The following is a 19889-nucleotide window of genomic DNA, read 5'->3' as shown; positions in this document are numbered from 1 at the left end:
TTTGCCCGTCGTTATTCTTTGGTAATCGTTTCATCCATATTGAGCAGGACGCGTGAGAGCGCGACCCAGGCTGCGAAATCGGCGGTATCCGAGTTCGTTTTTTTCTTCGCGGCAATTTGTTTGGCTTCTTCCGGATGTTTCGCAAAGTAAGTTCGTTGTTTTGCTAGGAACTGGTTCAATACCTGTTTTTCAGACGCAGAAGGAAAACGGGAAACACAACGACGAAAGGCCGTTTCGATGCGTTGTTCGTCTGTCGCATTCTGTTGTTTCAGCGTGGTTTCCGCCAATCCGTTGGCACATTCCATAAAGAGTGTTTCATTGAGAGTGGTCAATGCCTGCAAAGGCGTATTTGAACGGGTTCGTTTGACGGTCGAGATATCGCCATTGGGTGCATCAAAGGCTGACAGCATGGGATAGGGAACCGAGCGGAAGCGGAACGTATAAATGGCGCGGCGGTAGCGATTGTCATCTTCTGCCTCGATCCAGGTTTTGGGACCGTAGCTGGCTGGTTTTTCGAACAGAAACGCGGGAGCCGGCGGGTAGACGGACGGGCCACCCACCTGGGGATTAAGCAGGCCGCTGGCTTTGAGTGCGATGTCACGAACGATTTCTGCATCGACTCGATAACGGGGACCGCGGGCAAAGAAACGGTTGTACGGATCTTTCGCATACAGTTCCGGACTGACCTGCGAAGACTGCTGATAGGTCCGCGAGGTTACGATCAACGTGTGTAGCTTTTTCAGATCCCAGCCCTGATCCATAAACCAGACCGCCATCCAGTCCAGCAGTTTTCGGTGCGTGGGAGCGGCGCCTTGTGAACCGAGATCTTCACTAGTGCTGACGATACCTTTCCCGAAGTACGCCTGCCAGACGCGATTCACGATGGCACGGGCAGTGGTCGGTGACTTGCGATCGACGAGCCAGCGGGCAAACGTCAGACGGTTCACCGAGGTATCCTGAGGTAAGGTGTTCAGAAAATCGGGAACTCCCGGCTCGACAACCTGTTTCTTTTTGAGGAAGTCGCCGCGATCAAGCAGGTGTGTCGAGCGTGGTTCAGGCCGTTCCTGATAAACGAGTTGGGTGGTTCCCTGGGGATGCTGTTTCCAGATCGCTTCGATTTCGTTGTTTTCTGCCTGCCATTCCGGGACGGTCGTCCGCCAGTAGCTGAAGACCTGATCCTGTTGTTGTGGTGTTCGCTTTGTGTGGGAAATCTGCAGGATTTGTCTGACCGGGTCGGGAACCGGATCGGCTTTGGCATTTTCAGAAGCGCTGCAGGAGATTCGGAAACGTCCCAGATTCATGGTTTGATTATCGTCGCTGTTCCAGCCGCCATGCATCTGCACCAGACTGATTTTTAATTTCGTACCTTCCGGATAACCGAATGGTTTTTCTGCACGAAAAACCGCTTCACGTGGCTGATTGAATCGTCCGGGACCGGCATCAATGCCCCACGCTGTGGTGTTATCACCGTCGATGGCATAAGCCACAGGGCCGGTAAAGCCACGGATTCCTTTTTTGTCAGCATATTTCGGTGGCAACTGCTGTCGTTCATTACCGAAGTCGGAGGTGGCTTCGGAGAATTTCACGCTGGTTGTCTGCTTCGGATCTTTCGGATTGACGACCGTGAGTTTAATGTCAGTTAACGCACACAAGCCTTCGATGGATCGGCCGGGGCCGCCTGCGGGCAGGTTGGGATGATTCAAAAGTTCAAGCCGAATGGCTTTGAGATCAGAGGCATCTACGGTGGCTTCAAAATTGGACGTGAATTTGGAAGGGGCATAACCTTGCGCCAGCATCGAATGATCGGGCTGTTCGAAATAACGTTGTGAGTTACTGTCGGTATTCGTCAGCTTCAACACGGTCCACTCAGGTTGATTCTGTTGGACTGCCTGTTCCCAGGCGGCCATTTTTGCGGGCCAGTCGGGCAGCTTTGCTTTAAGTGCCTGTTCGATCGTATTGATTTTTTCAGAGAGCGTGCGGCGTTTTTCCTGTTCTTCATCGGTATAGCCGCGAATGCTGGCTTCGTAGGAATTATTGATACAGGCAAAGATCTGGTAGTAGTCTTCCTGGGTCAGGGGATCATACTTGTGTGTGTGGCATTGACCGCATTGCAGAGTGAGGCCCAACACACTTTTGCCGATGGTATCCATCCGGTCGAACAAGGCTGCCATGCGGAACTCTTCCGGATCGATGCCTCCTTCTTCGTTGAGCATCGAATTTCGCATAAAACCGGTAGCGACGATCTGATCCTGAGTGGCATTCGGTAGCAGGTCGCCGGCGATTTGTTCGAGTACAAACTGGTTGTAAGGCATGTTCTGATTGAACGCGTCGATGACCCAGTCGCGATAGAGCCAGACTTCGCGCGGTGCATCTTTTTCATAGCCGTTGGAATCCGCATAGCGGGCGGCATCCAGCCAGATGCGTCCCCAGCGTTCGCCGTAATGAGGTGAAGCGAGCAGTCGTTTGACCTGTTTTTCATAGGCGCTCGGGGCTGTGTCATTCTGGAATTGATCGACTTCCTGAATGCTCGGCGGCAGTCCGGTCAGGTCCAGACTCAGTCGCCTGAGAAGCGTGATACGGTCAGCTGGTTCAGAGAACGTCAGCTGTTGCTGTTCCAGTTTTTCAAGCACAAAGGCATCGATTGGGTTTTGGACAAGTTGTTTTTGTTTGACGTCAGGCAATGCTGGTTTTTCGGGTGGTTGAAAGGCCCAATGTGAGGCCCAGGGCGCGCCGGCGGCAATCCACTTGCGGATTTTTTCAATGTCTGACCTGGATAGTTTCTTGCCGGAATCAACGGGTGGCATTCGTTCGTCTTCGTCGGTCGAAATCATACGCTGATAGATCAGACTTTCGGCTGGTTTACCCGGTACAATCAGCGCGTGCCCATCATGCGAATCGAAGACACTTTCTTTTAAGTCCAATCGCAGTTCTGCTTCGCGATGTTCCTGATCGGGACCATGACAGGAGAAGCAGGCATCAGATAGCAGCGGTCGTATGTCAGTTGCAAAATCAAAATCAACTGGTGTTGTTTTTGCTGTTTCTGCAGACACATTTTGAAACAGCAACGCAGCGGAAGCGATCAGACACAGGAACAAAAACGAGCACGTTCGAACGACCATAATTCTTCTTTCGGTCAACCGCAGAGCGTCAAAAATCATCGTCGGATTTAAGAAAGAAACGAGGCGGAGATTGACGGACTGTTGAGTCTTGTCAAAGCATCTGCAAACCCGGATTTTCTGTTAATCGGAATGATTTCCAAATCTCAAAACCAAACACGAGTGAATACCGGTCCGCCACTTTACCCAAAGTGGGGTAGCTCAATCATATTCTAACTCTAATTGAGCAGGCGACTTAGGTCAGGCAAAGGTGGGTGGGTTGCCTGAAGATTTCTCTCATCAATTATAGGGGCTGCGACATGCGAAATTCAAGTTTTGTCTTTCGTGGGATCAAAAATTAGAGAGACATTTTTATGAAGATTCGCGCGAAATCTTTGCTGTATGTTTATGAAACCATAACAAAAGTCCCTGTTTGATCAATATTGCTACACATTATTCATCGGTTCTTAACAGGTCGGGCGGAAGTAACTTCACATTCACTCGATATCGTACTCCCAATTGAAGATTTCAGCCGGCAACGAAAACTTCAAGGACAAGTAGATTGAATTCAATTCAGAAGTGAAAAGTAAAAGTGAGTTTTGGGGGGGCAGATCAGAATCATACATCAAAAGCCAAACTGATGGGGATGACCTGTTTTTCTCTTACACAAGTAATTTGTTTTAGCCTTCATTGTTCGCGTATCAGTCAAACTCTTTCAAAAACTACAGGAAACAAAATGAAAAAATCCCGTGTTCTCAATGTCAAACGATCAGGTTTTACGCTGATCGAACTTCTGGTGGTGATTTCGATCATCGCTTTGTTAGCTGCTCTGCTGATTCCAGCAGTTTTCGCAGCTCGTGAATCTGCACGTTCTTCACAGTGCAAAAGTAACTTGCGTCAGTTCGGTCTTTCCATGCATGCCTTCGCTTCTACCGATCCTAGCGGCCGGTACTGCACCGGTGCTTATGACTTCCGTCGTGACGGATGTCCTGACACTTGGGGTTGGGTTGCCGACATGGTTAACAGTGGTGCTGGTCTTCCCCAGAAGATGCTGTGCCCTTCCTCTACATTGTTAGGTGCTGAAAAGCTGAACGACATGATCGGTGTCGCAAACACAAGTAATAAAGACAGTGCACCACCGGCTCGTCTGCTGGAAGGTGTCTGTTCTACCTGGACTTCAGGAACCGAAGGAACACCTGCTCGTATTCTGCAAGTTGCGAAACTTCTGGAAGATGGCTACGGTACGAACTATGCTGCTAGCTGGTTCCTGGTTCGTTCCGGTGCGAAAACCAACGCTGGTGTCACTGCATCTGGCTTAAAAGGATTTGGTGGTACACTGGGACCTCTGACGATTCGTCGTCTGGATTCCTCACGCGTTTCTTCTTCCGCCGTCTCCTTCATGGGCTGTGGTGCTCCTGGTGATGTGGGCGAAGCTGTCTTAACCGACACAATTCCTGGTTTCGTCGAAGCCGGTGAACGATTGGCTGAATCTTTCAACGATGGTCCTGCTTACTGGAACCCGGCTGCAGGAACCGGCGGTGCGATCGATCTGATGCCAGCTGGTACCAACGTTGTTGGTGCGATTCCTACGGAACTGCCTGACCCGAACCGTACTGGAACTCCCGGTGCTGACGGTACACTGTGGTTGCAGGATTCTCGTGACTGGTACGCATGGCATGGTCGTGGTCGTAACAAGATCTGTAACATCCTGATGGCTGACGGTAGTGTCAAAGCTATTGTTGACCTGAACGGTGACGGCTTCCTGAACCCAGGATTCACTGGTTCTGCTTCTGGTGGATCTGGTTACACAGATGCAACTGTTGAACTGCGTCCTTCAGAAGTCTTCTCCGGCCCCTGGTTGGATGCTCAGTTGACCAAAGGCAACTTCGAATAATCGAAGTCTGATCTCAACTAAAAGACGACTAAATCGCGAGTGGCTGGTGTTGAACCGGCCGCTCGTTTTTTTATTTGTTATGAAATAATGTCTTTGATGACATGCCCGTGTACATCGGTCAGACGGCGGTCGATGCCGTTGTGTCGGAAGGTCAGCTTTTCATGATCGATTCCCAGTTGATGCAGGATCGTGGCATGCACGTCATAGCACATCGTGGGGTTGGAGGGATCCGCGGGTTTGAAGGACCATTGGTCTGATTCACCATAGGTCGTGCCCCCTTTAATGCCGCCGCCTGACAGCCAGTTGGTAAACACGAACGGATTATGGTCGCGGCCTTTGCTGCCTTGACTGCAGGGCATTCGACCAAATTCCGTGGTCCATAAAATAATCGTGTCATCCAGCATGCCGCGCTGTTTCAAGTCTTTAATCAAGGCGGCTGCGCCGATGGACATGCCGCGGCCTAAAGGCCAGTGATCGCGTTTGATATCTTCATGCGAATCCCAGTTGCGGCGGGGAAATCCATTATCGGCTCCCGACCAGATCTGCACGAACCGCACGCCCTGTTCTAACAAACGCCGCGCCACCAGGCAGTTTCGACCAAAGTACGCGATTTCGGCGGCTTCACTGATGCCTTCCTGCACTTCAAAGTCGACGGAATTCAGCCCGTACATGTTGAGCGTGCTTTTGGTTTCGTTAGAGAGGTCCAGTACCTCGGGCGCCTGCAGTTGCATTTTGGCAGCCAGTTCGTATGACTGAATTCGTGCGTTGAGACGTGAGTCTCCCGCGCGTTCTTGTTCGTGACGCTGGTTCAATTGTTTTAATGCAGCTAGGACGTCGCGATCACTTTGGCGGGTGATGAAATCGTTTTTGGGTGGGAACAAATTAGAAATGGGGTTTTCTGAATTCGGGCGAATGATGGTTCCCTGATTGCTGGCAGGCAAAAAGCCGGCAGACCAGTTGGCGGCTCCGTTGGGAGCAAAGCCGCGCGGGTCGGGTAGTACGACAAACGTGGGCAGATTATCAGTGAGACTGCCAAGACCGTAACTGATCCAGGCTCCCATGCCGGGAAAGCCGGGCAGAATGAAGCCGGTGGCCTGCATAAAAGTAGCGGGGCCATGTACGTTCGACTTGCTGACCATATTGTGAATGAATGCCATGTCGTCGACGCAGTCACCCAGCGGTGCCACACACTCATTCAACCATTTGCCCGATTCGCCGTACTGCTTCCATTTCCAGGGGGCTTGCATCGTTTTGCCTGGCGAGGATTGAAACAATTGCACCTGTTCGCCGGGGTCCCAGGCGTTACCGTTGTCTTTGATTAATTCGGGTTTGTAGTCAAAGGTGTCACATTGACTGGCGGCACCCGACATATAAAGTTGAATCACTCGTTTGGCCCGCGGCGGGTGATGCAGTATCTGAGTGTTGGGTGCAGCAGCCAGGAGTTGGTCATTCTGTAGCAGAGAGGCGAGCGCGATTCCCCCCAGCCCTCCCCCAGCCGACATTAAAAACTCACGACGATCCATGAGATCACTTTCTGTATTACTTAATCGATAAAGATAAATTCATTGCTGTTGAAGATCAGACGGCAGACATTTTTCATGCCATGCTGTTTCCCGATGGTCTGTAAGATCTGCAGTTCTGCTGAATTCGGCGTCCGGCCTAACGAGGTTTCGAAAGCCAGTCTGATCTGAGCCGGCAAGTCTGCTGCTTCGGCTTCCATCTTTTGCGAGTAGAACTCCGACATGCTCACCATAAATTGATCATTCATTAGTGAGAGAGCCTGCAGTGCGGTGAGAGTGGGAATTCGCTTGGGCGTAATCTGCGATGGATCGGCACAATCCAGTGATTCCATAAACGGGTCAGGAACGGAGCGAACGACAAAGCGATAGATCGAGCGACGTAGAGTTTTGGCAGTTGTGGGATCAAACTTTTCATAAAGATAGTGGGGTGAATGTTGCGGTTTTTCCAGCACAAACAATCGGTCTCCCGGGCCGTACATAGTGAGGTCCAGTTTTCCACTGACTTGCAAAGCGGCATCGCGAATGGCTTCGGCTTCCAGTTTGCGTCGATTCATCCGCCAGAGCAGGCGGTTATCCCCGTCGATTTGATTGCCCCGTTCATGGGAGCGTGATGACTGCCGATAGGCGGTGCTTAAGACCAGCATGCGGTGTAATGTTTTGAGCGACTGTCCTTCGTCGCGGAATCGGCTGGCGAGATAATCGAGCAGTTCGGGATGTGTGGGGAGTGAGCCCATTTTCCCAAAGTCGTTTGGAGTATCAACGATGCCTTTGCCAAAATGATATTGCCAGACGCGATTCACAATCGAGCGCCACGTCAGCGGATTCTCCCGGCGGGTGATCCATTGTGCCAAGGCAAGTCGACGAGCGCCTTCATTGTTTGGATCTTCGAGTTGGAATTCGCCGGGAAGACCTTCGATCAGATTTAAGCTTGCCGGTTGAACTTCTTTCACGGGCGCTTTTTCACTGCCACGACTGAGCAGAAACACGGACCGCGGTTCTCCTTCGGTCGGTCTGAAATTTCCTCGCGGGGAAAAGTGGGTGGCGGCTGCGAAGACCTTCTGACGCTGGGGAAGCTGGTCCAATTTCTTTTTGATCTGCTTTAACTTGAGACTCTGCTGCAGCATTGTCTTTTTTTCTTCAGCAGTGGACAGGTCAGAGATCAATTGATTTCGTTTCCCTTGCAGTTTTTGAAGATCCGTATTGGAATCGGGGCTTTGATAAAAATTGCCGTCATTCACATTCTTGCGCGACCAGCGCGGCAGTGCTTCGATGGAATCAAGGGATGTGACGGTTGCTTGTTTAGCGATATCTTTGCCTTCAGAATCGAGGACTTTGATTTCGCCTAATGCAAAAATAAAATCTTTCGAGCGCGGCGCGAGTTTCGTGGCCGTCATTCTCAGGTGTTGAAAGCTCTGGCCTTTCAGATCAAATTCGACAAGCCGGGTTTTGGGATTAGGATAATCCGCTTGTGTGTGATCGGCAATCACGGTTTTCGTTGTTTTGAAATCGGCCGTGTCGGATACTTCCAGTTTGAACCGTTGGGGGAAACCGAAGCCGGCGCCGATGTTGTTAAAGTCATCATAGGCGGGAAAGAGCGTGACTTGCTCTGCGGTGATCGGTTGTTTGAAATTGAGCTGTACCCATTTCTGGCTCTTGTCCGACTTTTCAATTTTGCTGTGATAACCATATTCGACGCCCTGCCCCTGTTTGGCTTTTAGCGCCTGATCGATTTTTGCGTCCAGTGTCGCCAGTTCTTTTCCCCCGCGTGAGCGGATCAGGTTGGAGAGTTTTTTGAATTCTTTCTGGGTCTTGGTTTGAGCCGCCAATAATTTCTGGCGTTGTTCTGCTGTCTGGGGATCCGGATCGTATTCCCGTTCGGCCCGATCGATGCCGGCGAAAACGGCTTGCAGGCCGTAATAGTCTTCCTGGGCGATCGGATCGAATTTGTGATTGTGACAGCGGGCGCACTGGACTGTCAGGCTGACGGTGGTATTCATGACCGTTGCGACCATGTCATCGCGATCGAGATTGCGTGTGATTTTTTTCTCGATCAGTTTTTCATTGATTTCTATTTGCCCGACCCAGTCAAACGGGCCGGCAACGATGAAGCCGGTGGCAGGAATGCCGTCGGTGGAATCAGGTTTGATGACATCGCCGGCGAGTTGTTCCTGAATAAACTCGGAATAAGGTTTGTCGTTGTTCAAGGCACGGATGACATAGTCCCTATAAGGCCAGGCGTTTTCACGGAGTTTATCTTTATCGTAGCCGTGTGTGTCGCCGTAGTGCACGACGTCGAGCCAGTGACGTGCCCAGCGTTCGCCGTAGCGGGGCGACGCCAGGAGTTGATCGACGAGCCGCTCATAGGCTCGCGGGCTCGGATCGTTGACAAACTTGTTGATTTCCGCTGGTGTGGGAGGGAGTCCGATCAGATCGAAATAGAGTCGACGGATGAGTGTGCGACGGTCGGCGTCTGGGGAAAAGGAGAGGTTTTTCTCCTGCAGTCTGGCGAGTAGAAAGGCATCGACGGGAGTACGAACCCGTTTTTGATTTTCTGCTGAGAGTGCCGGGACCGCCGGTTTCTTCAGCGGCTGGAACGACCACCAGTCGGTTTGAGAGAGCTGGGCTTCGCGAATCCGCGTTCCGTCCGGCCAGGGGGCGCCCGCTTTGATCCACTGTCTGAGTGTTTCAATTTCTGTTTTGGATAACGGTTTTCCTTTTTTGGGCATTTCCGGTTCGGGGCCGCTCACATAATCCAATAGCGGACTTTCGTCTGGCTTGCCTGCTACCAGTATGCTACCACTTTCGCCCCCTTTGAGGGTACTGCTGTGACTTTCCAGTGAAAGGCCACCGTCGCGGGTGCTGTCGTTATGGCACTCAATGCAGTGCTGTTGCAGAATCGGTGCCACCTGTTTTTCAAAGGGGAACTCTGCTGCTGACGCTGTCGACACGGAGTGCAGGCAGAGCAAGAATAAACATAGTAGTGTGGTTCTGATTTTCCTCTGGATGAAAAAAAACATATTCACTTTTCTATTTCTCTCTGAGTGGGAGAATCAATGGGCTGAACCGAAGTGGGAATGCCGCATGTTTTTGGGGATTCAATTATAACCGACAAGGCGGCCTCTGGTTGATCTGTTTGAAAAAAAATGCTTACTCTGTTTCCAGATCAAACAAATGTTGATTATTACCTGTTTTGAGAGTGACTTTCAGTTCAGTCTGCCGATTAAACCGGGGCGGGATGCCATTTTCAAATTCGTCAACCATGGTTTCGCCATCGGTATCCAGAATCTGTTTGCCTGTGGGAACACTGGAATCGATTTCGACGCGGTATTCGCCGGGGCTGGGGCCTGTTTCTTCAGGGATGACAAATTTTCCTGATTCGATACTCGCTCCGGCAGTCGCACCTTTCCCAGTGGGAATGAACGTGATGACGCCCTGCTTGACCGGTGCGCCGTTGAGTGTCACCATGCCTTCCACCTGCGTTCGTTTTAAGGCGTCACCTTTTCCACAACCGGTCAGAAAAAGCATCGTGGTGCAAAGGGATAAAATGATCAAATTATAAATACGCACTGAAATCACCTTTTCCGTCAACTGACTGACTACAACATAAACGTTGCAAGAGACACGAAGTTGGGTCGCACGCGGCGAGGTTTAAAATTCGCCGATCACTTCGCCGCCACTCATGCTGCTCAGGCTTTGCCAGGTGTTGAGGTCGATATTTTCTGAGATAAATCGTACGGCACCATCACACAATAGCGCGTGTACGCCACCAACGTGCAGGCTCCGTGATGCGTTACTTCTGCTGTTTGCCGAAATCCCTCCTGTACAAGGCAGACGACCAGTCTCGGAAACACAATGAGTTACCAGGTCGGGGGCAGAGCTGTTCGGACCGACGCGCGTCATCACTACGGATTCCGGTTCATCATTCCAGATCCAGGCGCGATAGTCGTCTGCGCTGGTTTCCGGCTTGAGCATTTCCATCATTGCCAGAGTATTACTTGAGCCGTCGGTAATGTCCCGCATGCGGGCGCCGAAGGTATTTCGAAAGGGAGATGGTTTGATTTGATTGCCGAACGTTCCCTGCCCCCAGTTCACAGCATAGTTGCCACGAATACTACCATCGGGATTGGCGCTCCAGATTGATTCACGGTCGGTCGGGCATTGCCAGACAGGAATCGGAACAAGGCGGACCCCGTTGCCGGCGGGTTGGGGGTCGTGGACGGTGGCGTGCCAGTTTTGATCATGGTCGTACAGGTTGTAAATATTGGCCTGATCGATGTAGGGCAAAAGGTGCACGCAGAAGGGAGTTCGTTTGCCGCCAGGGGATGAAGTGGTGACGACGCGATAAATCATGCCGGGAGGAAACAAACGATGCGTTTCATGATAGTTATGCAGCGCCAGTCCCAGTTGCTTCAGGTTATTTTTACAGGTACTGCGGCGGGCTGCTTCGCGCGCCTGTTGTACCGCGGGAAGTAACAGCGCAATCAATATGGCGATGATGGCAATCACCACCAGTAATTCGATCAATGTAAACGCGGAACGTGGGGGGCGGTCTTGTTTTCGAGCGACTGACATCGGTTCTCCCTGGTCTAAACCGGAAATAAAAGTATGCGGTTAATATTTAGTCAAAGACTCCTCGGTCGTTTTTTAAGCGTGATTCTTTTGTGTTTTGTTTCGAGGAGTGGGATCAGGGGAGAGCCACAGCGCGTCCTCATTAAGTATATGGCGCGCCGATATATGATTTAGTACCATCAGTTTTGTGATTTCGTTGAAAATTTGGCAAATCGTGCATTTTTTGGTACCAATCTGAAGTGAATCGCGCCACATACTATAGCGGAGACGCCTTTGCGTTCTCTGCTGCGCTGATTTTTCCCTGATCCGATTCCCTCCAACACCCTGGTAGTGATAGACTTAACTTCGACATGAGTGAGCATCTGAATAATCCGGTCATGAGCGAAGAATTTTTCCGTCTGTTTTCCCGGGATGATCGGAAGATTTACGGCTATATTATGGCGCTGGTACTGGATGTGGCTGCTGCGGAAGACATCTTTCAGGAAACGTGTGTGATCTTGTGGAAAGAGTTTCCTGAATACGATCACGACCGCAGTTTTCTCAACTGGGCATATGGGATTGCCTTTAATCAGGTGCGCAAATATCGCCGCAAGTATCAGAACAAGCGTTTGATTTTCAGTGACAGCCTGGTGACTGAGCTGGCGAAAGATGTTTCGAGTATGATGGAAGAACAGAGCCAGCGGCAGTTAGCACTGACTCAGTGTCTGAAAAAACTTAGTGCCCGTGAGCGGGAATTGGTTGATGCCTATTATGGGGAACAGCAAACGGCGGCTACCGTGGCGGAGCGCTGGAAATGTTCCTCGCACGCGATTTATAAAACGATCAAAAAAATCCGGAAAGCATTATTTGATTGTGTAAACCGTCGTCTTTCCAGCGAGGTGTCTTCATGAGTAAACCCGAGAATTCCGTTTCCGAACAGATCTGGGAACTGGCCGACGCACAATGTTCGGGAATCATCACGGAATCCGAGATGGAGACTCTGGAACGTCTGCTGCTGGACCACCCCGAGTATCGGCAGGACTATCTGGACTATATCTTTCTGCATATGGGCTTAGCCAGTGCGGTCACATCAGGTGAGCTGCTCTCTTCGACGGCGATTGAAAAATCGGTGAAGCAATATCAAGCAGAACCAGTGAAAGAAAAAAAATCGCTGCGGCTTTCCATTATGCAGGCGCTTTGTCTGGTGGTGTGTCTGCTGTCGGTGGGATTGTTTCTGCTTTTGAAAGAGCCTTTGCAAAAGGAAGTACCACCCCAGGTTGCTGAGCAGTCGTCCCAATATTATTTCGATGACAATGCGACGCCCCCGGATGAAGTGGCCACACTTTCCGAGGTGGCACAGGCAACATGGGAATTAATCGGAAAATCTCCGGCGTTAACGCACCATTTTCAGCCGGGTACGGTGAAGGTGACTTCGGGGAATGTGGAAGTGGCCTTTTCAGGAGGCGCTGATATCTCTGTCGAAAGTCCCGCGTTGTTTGGTATGGAACGTAAGAATCAGGGCACGCTGTTTTCCGGCACGCTGTCGGCGCGACGAAAAAACGGAACAGATTCTTTTACACTGGAGACACCCAGCGTTGAGGTCGTTGATCGGGGAACGGAATACGAAGTGAGTGTCAACGAGGCGGCTGAGACCTACGTGCATGTGTTGGATGGCCAGGTTGAAGTGAAGCCGCGCGGCCGCCTGCCTCGTTTTTTCTGGACCTTCGATCAACCGAAGGCGGAACCGTTAATTGATTCGATTGGCAATCGTTCGATTCAAGCTGGAAAAAATACCAAGCGGGTCCCCGGTTTAGTGGGAGCGGGTGCCGTCCGATTTAATAATCGACCTGATGCTAGTCTGCTGTTGGGAAGCGGAGGTGGTAAAGAAGTCGGCACCGGTGATTTTTCCGTTTCGACCGGCATCACCGTCGAAGCACTGGTGATTTCCGAGTGGAAGACTCCGAATACACCTCAAAAGAAAGATCCTTTCGATTATGACGAAATCTTCCGCAAAGAGGACGGCAGCTATCGAATTTTGCTGAGCTTTCAGAATGACGACAAAGCCGGTATCACACAAATTCCGACGGTGGACCCCGGCCCTTGTCTTTCGTTTGGTCTGTTTCTGTCGGGTATGGGCTATAGCGAATTGGATATGCCGTTAGACGGCAAGGAGGGGCGACCCACGCTGGAAGAAATCCGCGATGGTAAACCGCATCATATCGTCGCGACGTATAACGGATGGACCGGTGTGAAAGCAATTTACATCGATGGCAAACTACGCATGAGCCATCGCTTTCCGGTGGGGACGATGATCATCAGCGGCGGCTCCAAACCGGCGGTCATCGGTAATCTGATTTCGGATCGGTTCGAAACATTGGTCGGGCGCGAACCGTTCACCGGCGTGATTGATGAAGTCGCCTTTTACGATTATGCACTGGATCCGGCGACTGTCGCTGCACATTATGCGAATGTGCAATCAGGTAAAGATTATTTCGACGGGCAATTGAGCAAATTTGTATTGCAGGAACAGCAAGGGGGCAACGTGCTGCTCAATAAAGGCGAAAAAATGAAATTCGCCGCCGAGACGGGTGAGCCGATGCTGTGATCTGCGGCGAGCTTTCGCAATGTTTTTTGAATCGTTGACCACCGAAACGGGTTGTCTTATCTGGATGAGAATTTTTTTCTACCACGAAAAGCACGAAAACACACGAAATAAGGGGCAGTGTAGGGGCGGTACCTGTGTGTCCGCCCGCCTTTCGAGGGTTGGATTATATCATGTGAAGAATGGGGCGCTTGAAGCGTTCGTTTCTTAATTTTAATTTGCATGCTGTCACTGCGGGCTGACACATGGGTCAGCCCCTACAGCAACACACGTTGGTGGGATTAAGATGGACTTGGACCGGCACTATGGTTAGTCACGATTGGCACACAGTCAGTTGGGATGTAGCACGATATTTACTCATCCAGCGATTTGCCATTGGTTTCTTTGACTGTGAGAATGATGAAAAACGTGATGCCGGCGATGGCGGAGAGGTACCAGGCGATGGAGAGCGGGTTGCCTGTGACTTTGACGAGCCAGGCGGCGACCATCGGTGCGGTCCCTCCGAAGATGGCGAACGGAAGATTATAACTGACGCTGGCGGCACTCACACGCACGCCCCGCTTGAAGAGCTCGGTAATCGTGGCGGGGATAGCGCCGGCGAAGCAGGCCACGAGCAGTGCGAAACCAATTTGCCCGGTGAGGATCAGGGCGAAATTGTGGTGGTGCATCAAGCCAAGCAATGTCGGCGACAGCAGTGCGATACCGGCTGAGCCGATCAGCAGAAATGGTTTGCGACCAAATTTATCGGCCAGGATTGCAGCGATAGGAACAAACAGGGTTAACGCCGCCATGCTGATGGTGTTGATGTCGAGTGCTTCGGCGCGGTCCTCGCCGACTTCTTCGACGAGCCAGGACGAGAGGTAGATGAAGACCGTATAAAATGTGACAGCGTTCATCATATTAATCCCGGATGACTGTAACATTTCTTTTTTATGGCTGGCAAATGCTTCCTTCAGTGGTGAATAGGCTTCCTGCTCGGAGAGTTCTTCCGATAGAGGCTGTTCGGGAATTCCGTGCCGAATGAAGTAACCGACGAAAGCGACCAGCACCCCGGACAGAAACGGAATCCGCCAGCCCCATTCCAGCAGTTGTTCGTCGGTCGTGAATGTATTAATTAATGCACCAACGGCTGAACCCAGCAGGATGCCGCAAGTGGCGCCGATCATGCTCCACGAACCAAAAAAGGCGCGGCGGTGTGGTGGGGCATGTTCGACAAGGAAAACGAACGAGCTCGTATATTCACCCCCGACGGAGACTCCCTGAATCATGCGTAACAGCACCATCAGAATTGCAGCGGTGACGCCGATTTGTGCATGCGTGGGTAGCACGCCAACCAGCAGGGTGGGGACGGCCATCATCATGACTGAGAGCGTAAGTGCTTTCTTGCGTCCGAGTCGGTCGCCGATATGTCCGAACAGAACCGCACCGACGGGCCGCATCAAGAAGCCGGCAGCGAAGGCACCGAAGGCAGCGATTAAAGACGTGGTTGGATTGTCAGAAGGGAAAAAGAGTTTGCCCAGCGTGGGGGCAAAGAATCCGTAAACAGCGAAGTCGTACCATTCGAGAATATTGCCGATAAAGCCTGCCGCCAGAACCCGCACATTTTTGCTGGCGGCTGGTGTGTTCTCGAGTTCTTCTGCTACGACAGACATGGATACGATCTTCCTTGATGGTGCGATGCGAGTTTTGTGATAAGACTGGTGCGGTTAGTTTAGGGGATCTGAAAATGCTTGGGAATGGCGATATCAGGGGCTGGCTTAAGAAACATCACTCTCTTCAGAAGTAATAGACAGGCTGTGGAACAAAACACCAGATATAACAAGCAGAATAATCCCCATTGCAACCGGGAATATCATGCGGATGATCACATGTTTTTTTTCATAGGCAAGAATCCGCTTGATCGCTTCTTCTCTGCAATCAAGATCTGCCAGCTCAAAGTGGAGTGCATCTGAAAAGAGTGGAGGTCTTGCTATTTCTACAAACGACATGATGCAGAGCTGAAATAAACCGACAATAAGTATGACAGTTGCACAAACTTTGATTCGCTGCTGTCGGGGTGTGAGAGTGGGTTTGCTCAAAGCAACACCTTTGGTGGGTTCTGATTACATTATTCTGAACTGAGCACTACTGTTTCAATGATATTATCTATGGTGGTAGATTGCTTGATGGCTTTGATCGTTTCTGGAGAGATTTTTGTTCCGCTGATGTCAATCCATCTTAGTCGAGGAAATCGTATCAGAATTTCTTTTGCGGAATCTGTTAGATCAGTATCTGTCATATTGAGATAGTCCAGGTTTTCCAGAGACGACAGGTGTTTCAGGCCCACATGAGTCAGCCGGTTGTTTGAGAGGTCAAGGTACTCTAATTTTTTCAGAGTTCTAAGATGCTCTAAGCCTGCATCAGTAATGTCTGAATTTATGATCTGTAAATATTCCAGGTTCGTCATATTTCCCAGAGAGCTTAGTCCCCGATCTGTCAACCGCGTATCGATTAAGGTCAGGTGAGCGATTTGTTTTGCCTGTGACAACTGCTTGATCAATGCATCCGTGATTGACGCTCCCTGCAAACTGAGAGAATACAGTTTCTTCATTATTGCCAAGCAGGATATTGATTCAGGACTGAGGGGCAAATTGTTGATGTTCAGTCGACGCAGTTTATGAAATTTCAGAACATGCGGCAGACCAGCACTGTTCACACAGGTGTGACTTAGATTGAGATAGATTAGATTGGGAATGGCGGACAGTTTTTCCAGACCCTGGTTCGTGATTTTAGTATTAGAGAGATCCAGATATTGTAGTTTTTTTAAATACGATGCTGTGTGAAATTCCGCTCCGGTGATTTTTAAGTGATGTAATCCGAGTTCTTCCAAGGTTAAAATATTCGCTATTTCATTTAAGCCTTTGTCAGTGAAATTTCCGCCGGTGATGATGATTGTGCTCAGTGGATACTGAGTTAAAGTAATCAGACTCTGATCAGTCATTTTCGTTGGGTGCTTCTCTGTCCCCAGGTAAAGAGAGGTGAGCTGGGGTTGGTTTCCCAGAGAGTCGATGAATCGATCGTTGACTTTGATAACATCCGATCTTGTAGTCGAGATTTGTCGAATGGGGCGTACCAAGGGCTCCAGGTTGGGTGGCAGTGGATAAGTCGAGGGTGTGAGGATGCTGATACGAAACGAGACTTCGCCCCCTTGGTTCCGAATCGTTCTTGTCAATCTCAGGGACTGACCACGTTGGATGACCAGTGGGGCAGTGCAAAAAGCAGCGAGAAAAAGTATGAAAACACAGAAACGCCGTAAGTTGAACCAGGACCTTGCTGTTTGATCGGTTTGGGGCATTCAATGATGGTCCTATATTGGCATTGTTGGGGTTTATCTCAGCACTGTCGGGCAAGCCGACAGTGGCACACGCTGCCTGTTCTGTTTGTTGGTTGACTTACATTGATAGATCGTTTTGTGCTTCTGTTTTGTGTTTTGATTTCCAATTTATTTCGATTTTGATCAGACAGTAGGTGAAGCAAAAGTAAAGTATCCCGAATGGAATCATCGAGAGGGTTTGATAGTCTACGGGGATCAATGGCTCCCACTCGTTCCAAAAACCGATAGTGACCAGGGTAAAGACAAACAATGTCGGTAAGAAGAGAATAAGAGACCAGTCATTGACAGTGCTAACTATCGGGGGCTTGTTATCATTCATATTTCAGCCTCACGGTGTGCCACTGTCGGCTTGCCCGACAGTGATTGCTGCAGGCTTCCCGGATTCTATCACTTCTAGTTTGTTTGATGAAAAAACTCCCAGGGCAGGCCATGGATGGTTGGCAGATCAGAGTCAATGATTTCACCGTTACTTTCGTACCAACGGGCACTGGACCATTTCCAGTCCTTCACTTCTGAGACCAACTTTCGTTTCACCGGATTGAGATGAAGATAATTAACTGCGGCTTCAACGGCTTGTTCAGAAAAGAAATTACGGTCAAACCCCGGACCTTCCAGCCAGAAACGAAAGGCCGTTTTTCCCGGCCGAGTTCGGATTGTCAAATCTTTTAATAGCGGGTGTTGTTGCTCTCTCAACAGTTCTTTTATCCGGTAGGAAAATGGACGTTTGATAGCAGCCAGAAAACGATCAATTTTGCTTTCGTGGGTTGTTGGGTAGACGAGTAAATGTAAATGCTCGGGCATGATCACGAATGCAATCAGATGAAACTCATAACGGGTTAATGCCCGATCAATCGCCTCACAAAGCATGTTTTTCCAAACCGGGTTTGTTAGTAATGGCCTCCTATCAAAACAAGAAAACGTCAGCTCATGGCAGTCCCCGGGCTCATGGTAATGTTTGATCTGTTTTCTGTGTGGGGGCATGTTTTTAACCCATTGGAAGGCTATATCCCGGCACTGTCGGGCCAGCCGACAGTGGCACACGCTGCCTCTATATGAGATCATGTGTTGTATATTTATTGAACAATAATTTCCTTACCTTGGCACACGCCCGCTATTTCATTTAGGGGATGATTTCTATCTTTCACACGTACATTTCTCAGGGTGTCAGCAGTGGGATGCCGATGGATTGGCCGTAGGCCTGGCTGAGTTGTTCGACGCTTAAACCGTAGGCGCGTTGCAGGCTGTCTTGCCAGGTGAGGCCTTCTTTTATGCCGTTGAAGAAGAGTTTGAATTGTTCCGGGCTGGCTTTGAGCATGAGCTGGATGATCGCGCTGGCGGAGCCGTATTGCCAGCCGTCGAGCCGGTCGGAATTGAAGAACTGACCGCCGAAGGTCTGGGTTTGCCTTAGACGGGTGGCGGCTTCGGTTTGGCGGAAGCGGACTTCTTTGGAAGAGGGAACGATGAGCATGGCGATCCAGTCGGCGATGCCTTCATTGATCCAGGTCGGAATCGGGACCGTGCTTTTATAACGGTGAATGTAGCCGTGCGCGGTTTCATGAACCAGGACGGCACCGAAGAAATTGGGATCGTTGCCGCGATAGCAGGAAACAATCACCTTGCCGTTGCCGTGGGAATGACACAGGCCGATGGCGTTGCCTGTTTCGGTACGATTATAAAACTGCTGTTCGAATTCTAGGAACGCGGGTTTCCCCATAAACGCCACGATGACGGCTTTGCCGCGCCAGATGTTATGGCCGGGCTTGAAACCGAACGACTGGCCCAGTAGCTCATTCATCTTGTCGAGTTGAATCAGATAAGGGGCGACCTGTTTGGCAGGCATGTCGGTGTAAAACAAAAAATATTTTGTTTCATAAAACTTCATCTTGAGCGCGCTGAAATGCTCGCCGACTTTCGTGAGAAATTCTTTGTATTCCTCGACGTACTTCAACTGCTCTTCATCGGCGATCTCTTCCCAGAACTGCTGGTTGGATGATCGAAGTTTGTCCTTGATCGCAGCGTTCTTTTTAGTCTGGTCTTCAATGGTGGCTGCTTTGAGCGAGGGGAGATATTGAAAATGATAAGTTTTGTCATCGACCGTCATTTCAACGAGGCGGGTGGCAAACAGCCGTTTGCCGCGGCGGGCATTTTCGGCTTTGACTTCCATTGATTTGATCTGGCTCTTATCGCGGCCGGTAAAGAAACGCGTGATCTCGACATCCTGTTCCTCTTTGCCGTTGGAAGTGAGGACATCTGCTTTTTTACCAATCAGTTGATTCACTTCATCAGCCGAGAGGGCAAACTCAAAGGCGGCGGCTTCAACTGTATTTGCAGGTTTGGCATTGAACCGGGTTGACCGTTTTTGTGCTTCCGCAGCTGAGGTGTGCCACGCCTGTGTTAGCGTGAGGATGATGAGTGTTGTAATGAGTTGAAAAACAGTAACAGGGCGAGGAACCATCATGAGTACTCGCTTTCCGAATTGGAACAAGAGACAGGACGTAACTACCTTCAATAGTGCGTTGCTTCAGTACAATTGTCAAGTAGATTATTGCATTGTTATTGGCATTTCAGGGGTGTTTTTCACACAGAAAACAACATCCGTGTGATGGGATCGCAACTCTCTCCCTCCAGAATAGTGAAGAGAGCAGAAAGCAGAGCCAATACTGGAAAAGTTACGTTGTCAGTATTGAAGTCTCTTGTTTGATTGATCTGAGACTTTCTATTTACAGTTCTCGCCTCGACCTCGATTCAGAGTTACCTCAAGCTTTGATCGTGTGGTATTTGTGTGTCGGGTCGACCTCTCTGGAAAAACAGGTCGGGAGGGTGTCAAAATCAGAAAAAGGCGAGAACTCGGGAAAAG

Annotated in this window: 13 protein-coding genes; 3 read left to right on the top strand and 10 right to left on the bottom strand. The window is 50.2% G+C overall.

Annotated elements, in window-relative coordinates; genetic code table 11:
- Positions 1 to 11: 11 nt before the first annotated feature.
- Complete coding sequence (locus tag Pan241w_RS23820) at positions 12 to 3119, bottom strand: PSD1 and planctomycete cytochrome C domain-containing protein (RefSeq protein WP_145220650.1); 3108 nt, start codon at positions 3117 to 3119, stop codon at positions 12 to 14.
- A gap of 712 nt (positions 3120 to 3831) precedes the next feature.
- Between Pan241w_RS23820 and Pan241w_RS23815 the strand changes: the two genes are divergently transcribed.
- Positions 3832 to 4989, top strand: a complete 1158-nt coding sequence (locus Pan241w_RS23815; protein ID WP_145220648.1) for a DUF1559 family PulG-like putative transporter — start codon at positions 3832 to 3834, stop codon at positions 4987 to 4989.
- Positions 4990 to 5066: 77 nt separating this feature from the next.
- Here Pan241w_RS23815 and Pan241w_RS23810 read toward each other — a convergent pair whose 3' ends face one another.
- From Pan241w_RS23810 to Pan241w_RS23795, 4 genes are all read right to left on the bottom strand, one after another.
- Complete coding sequence (locus tag Pan241w_RS23810; RefSeq protein ID WP_145220646.1) at positions 5067 to 6512, bottom strand: DUF1501 domain-containing protein; 1446 nt, start codon at positions 6510 to 6512, stop codon at positions 5067 to 5069.
- 20 nt (positions 6513 to 6532) lie between these two features.
- Positions 6533 to 9457 carry a PSD1 and planctomycete cytochrome C domain-containing protein gene (locus tag Pan241w_RS23805; RefSeq protein ID WP_198000110.1) on the bottom strand — a complete coding sequence of 975 codons (2925 nt, stop codon included), beginning with the start codon at positions 9455 to 9457 and terminating at the stop codon, positions 6533 to 6535.
- A 199-nt stretch (positions 9458 to 9656) separates the two neighbouring features.
- Positions 9657 to 10076, bottom strand: a complete 420-nt coding sequence (locus Pan241w_RS23800) for a hypothetical protein (RefSeq protein ID WP_145220642.1) — start codon at positions 10074 to 10076, stop codon at positions 9657 to 9659.
- Positions 10077 to 10157: 81 nt separating this feature from the next.
- The gene (locus tag Pan241w_RS23795; RefSeq protein ID WP_145220640.1) at positions 10158 to 11081 is read right to left on the bottom strand and encodes a DUF1559 domain-containing protein; all 924 of its coding nucleotides are present in this window, start codon (positions 11079 to 11081) and stop codon (positions 10158 to 10160) included.
- 347 nt (positions 11082 to 11428) lie between these two features.
- Between Pan241w_RS23795 and Pan241w_RS23790 the strand changes: the two genes are divergently transcribed.
- Together Pan241w_RS23790 and Pan241w_RS23785 are read left to right on the top strand one after the other, a co-directional pair.
- On the top strand, positions 11429 to 11968 hold the full coding sequence (locus Pan241w_RS23790; RefSeq protein ID WP_145220638.1) for a sigma-70 family RNA polymerase sigma factor: 540 nt from the start codon (positions 11429 to 11431) through the stop codon (positions 11966 to 11968).
- Positions 11965 to 13662 carry a LamG-like jellyroll fold domain-containing protein gene (locus Pan241w_RS23785; RefSeq protein WP_145220636.1) on the top strand — a complete coding sequence of 566 codons (1698 nt, stop codon included), beginning with the start codon at positions 11965 to 11967 and terminating at the stop codon, positions 13660 to 13662. Before Pan241w_RS23790 ends, Pan241w_RS23785 begins: the two co-directional genes overlap by 4 nt.
- Before the next feature lie 350 nt (positions 13663 to 14012).
- Here Pan241w_RS23785 and Pan241w_RS23780 read toward each other — a convergent pair whose 3' ends face one another.
- From Pan241w_RS23780 to Pan241w_RS23760, 5 genes are all read right to left on the bottom strand, one after another.
- The gene (locus Pan241w_RS23780) at positions 14013 to 15311 is read right to left on the bottom strand and encodes an MFS transporter (RefSeq protein WP_145220634.1); all 1299 of its coding nucleotides are present in this window, start codon (positions 15309 to 15311) and stop codon (positions 14013 to 14015) included.
- 105 nt (positions 15312 to 15416) lie between these two features.
- The gene (locus tag Pan241w_RS23775) at positions 15417 to 15737 is read right to left on the bottom strand and encodes a hypothetical protein (protein ID WP_145220632.1); all 321 of its coding nucleotides are present in this window, start codon (positions 15735 to 15737) and stop codon (positions 15417 to 15419) included.
- 29 nt (positions 15738 to 15766) lie between these two features.
- Positions 15767 to 16639, bottom strand: a complete 873-nt coding sequence (locus Pan241w_RS23770; protein ID WP_198000109.1) for a leucine-rich repeat domain-containing protein — start codon at positions 16637 to 16639, stop codon at positions 15767 to 15769.
- 786 nt (positions 16640 to 17425) lie between these two features.
- Positions 17426 to 18013 carry an REP-associated tyrosine transposase gene (locus Pan241w_RS23765; protein WP_145220628.1) on the bottom strand — a complete coding sequence of 196 codons (588 nt, stop codon included), beginning with the start codon at positions 18011 to 18013 and terminating at the stop codon, positions 17426 to 17428.
- A gap of 175 nt (positions 18014 to 18188) precedes the next feature.
- Positions 18189 to 19490: a hypothetical protein gene (locus Pan241w_RS23760; RefSeq protein WP_145220626.1), complete on the bottom strand. Its 1302-nt coding sequence runs from the start codon at positions 19488 to 19490 to the stop codon at positions 18189 to 18191.
- Between the last annotated feature and the right edge of the window lie 399 nt (positions 19491 to 19889).

It is taken from the genome of Gimesia alba, from assembly GCF_007744675.1.
Lineage (GTDB): Bacteria > Planctomycetota > Planctomycetia > Planctomycetales > Planctomycetaceae > Gimesia > Gimesia alba.
The sequence above is the reverse complement of the archived record's forward strand: the minus strand, read 5'-3'. Positions and strand labels throughout refer to the sequence as shown.

What these genes read in the sequence shown, in the direction of transcription:
- Pan241w_RS23790 (WP_145220638.1), top strand. Translation starts at nt 11,429, where the DNA reads ATGAGTGAGCATCTGAATAATCCGGTCATGAGCGAAGAATTTTTCCGT.
- Pan241w_RS23820 (WP_145220650.1), bottom strand. Translation starts at nt 3,119, where the DNA reads ATGGTCGTTCGAACGTGCTCGTTTTTGTTCCTGTGTCTGATCGCTTCC.
- Pan241w_RS23760 (WP_145220626.1), bottom strand. Translation starts at nt 19,490, where the DNA reads ATGATGGTTCCTCGCCCTGTTACTGTTTTTCAACTCATTACAACACTC.
- Pan241w_RS23770 (WP_198000109.1), bottom strand. Translation starts at nt 16,639, where the DNA reads ATGACTGATCAGAGTCTGATTACTTTAACTCAGTATCCACTGAGCACA.
- Pan241w_RS23815 (WP_145220648.1), top strand. Translation starts at nt 3,832, where the DNA reads ATGAAAAAATCCCGTGTTCTCAATGTCAAACGATCAGGTTTTACGCTG.
- Pan241w_RS23765 (WP_145220628.1), bottom strand. Translation starts at nt 18,013, where the DNA reads ATGCCCCCACACAGAAAACAGATCAAACATTACCATGAGCCCGGGGAC.
- Pan241w_RS23785 (WP_145220636.1), top strand. Translation starts at nt 11,965, where the DNA reads ATGAGTAAACCCGAGAATTCCGTTTCCGAACAGATCTGGGAACTGGCC.
- Pan241w_RS23795 (WP_145220640.1), bottom strand. Translation starts at nt 11,081, where the DNA reads ATGTCAGTCGCTCGAAAACAAGACCGCCCCCCACGTTCCGCGTTTACA.
- Pan241w_RS23780 (WP_145220634.1), bottom strand. Translation starts at nt 15,311, where the DNA reads ATGTCTGTCGTAGCAGAAGAACTCGAGAACACACCAGCCGCCAGCAAA.
- Pan241w_RS23810 (WP_145220646.1), bottom strand. Translation starts at nt 6,512, where the DNA reads ATGGATCGTCGTGAGTTTTTAATGTCGGCTGGGGGAGGGCTGGGGGGA.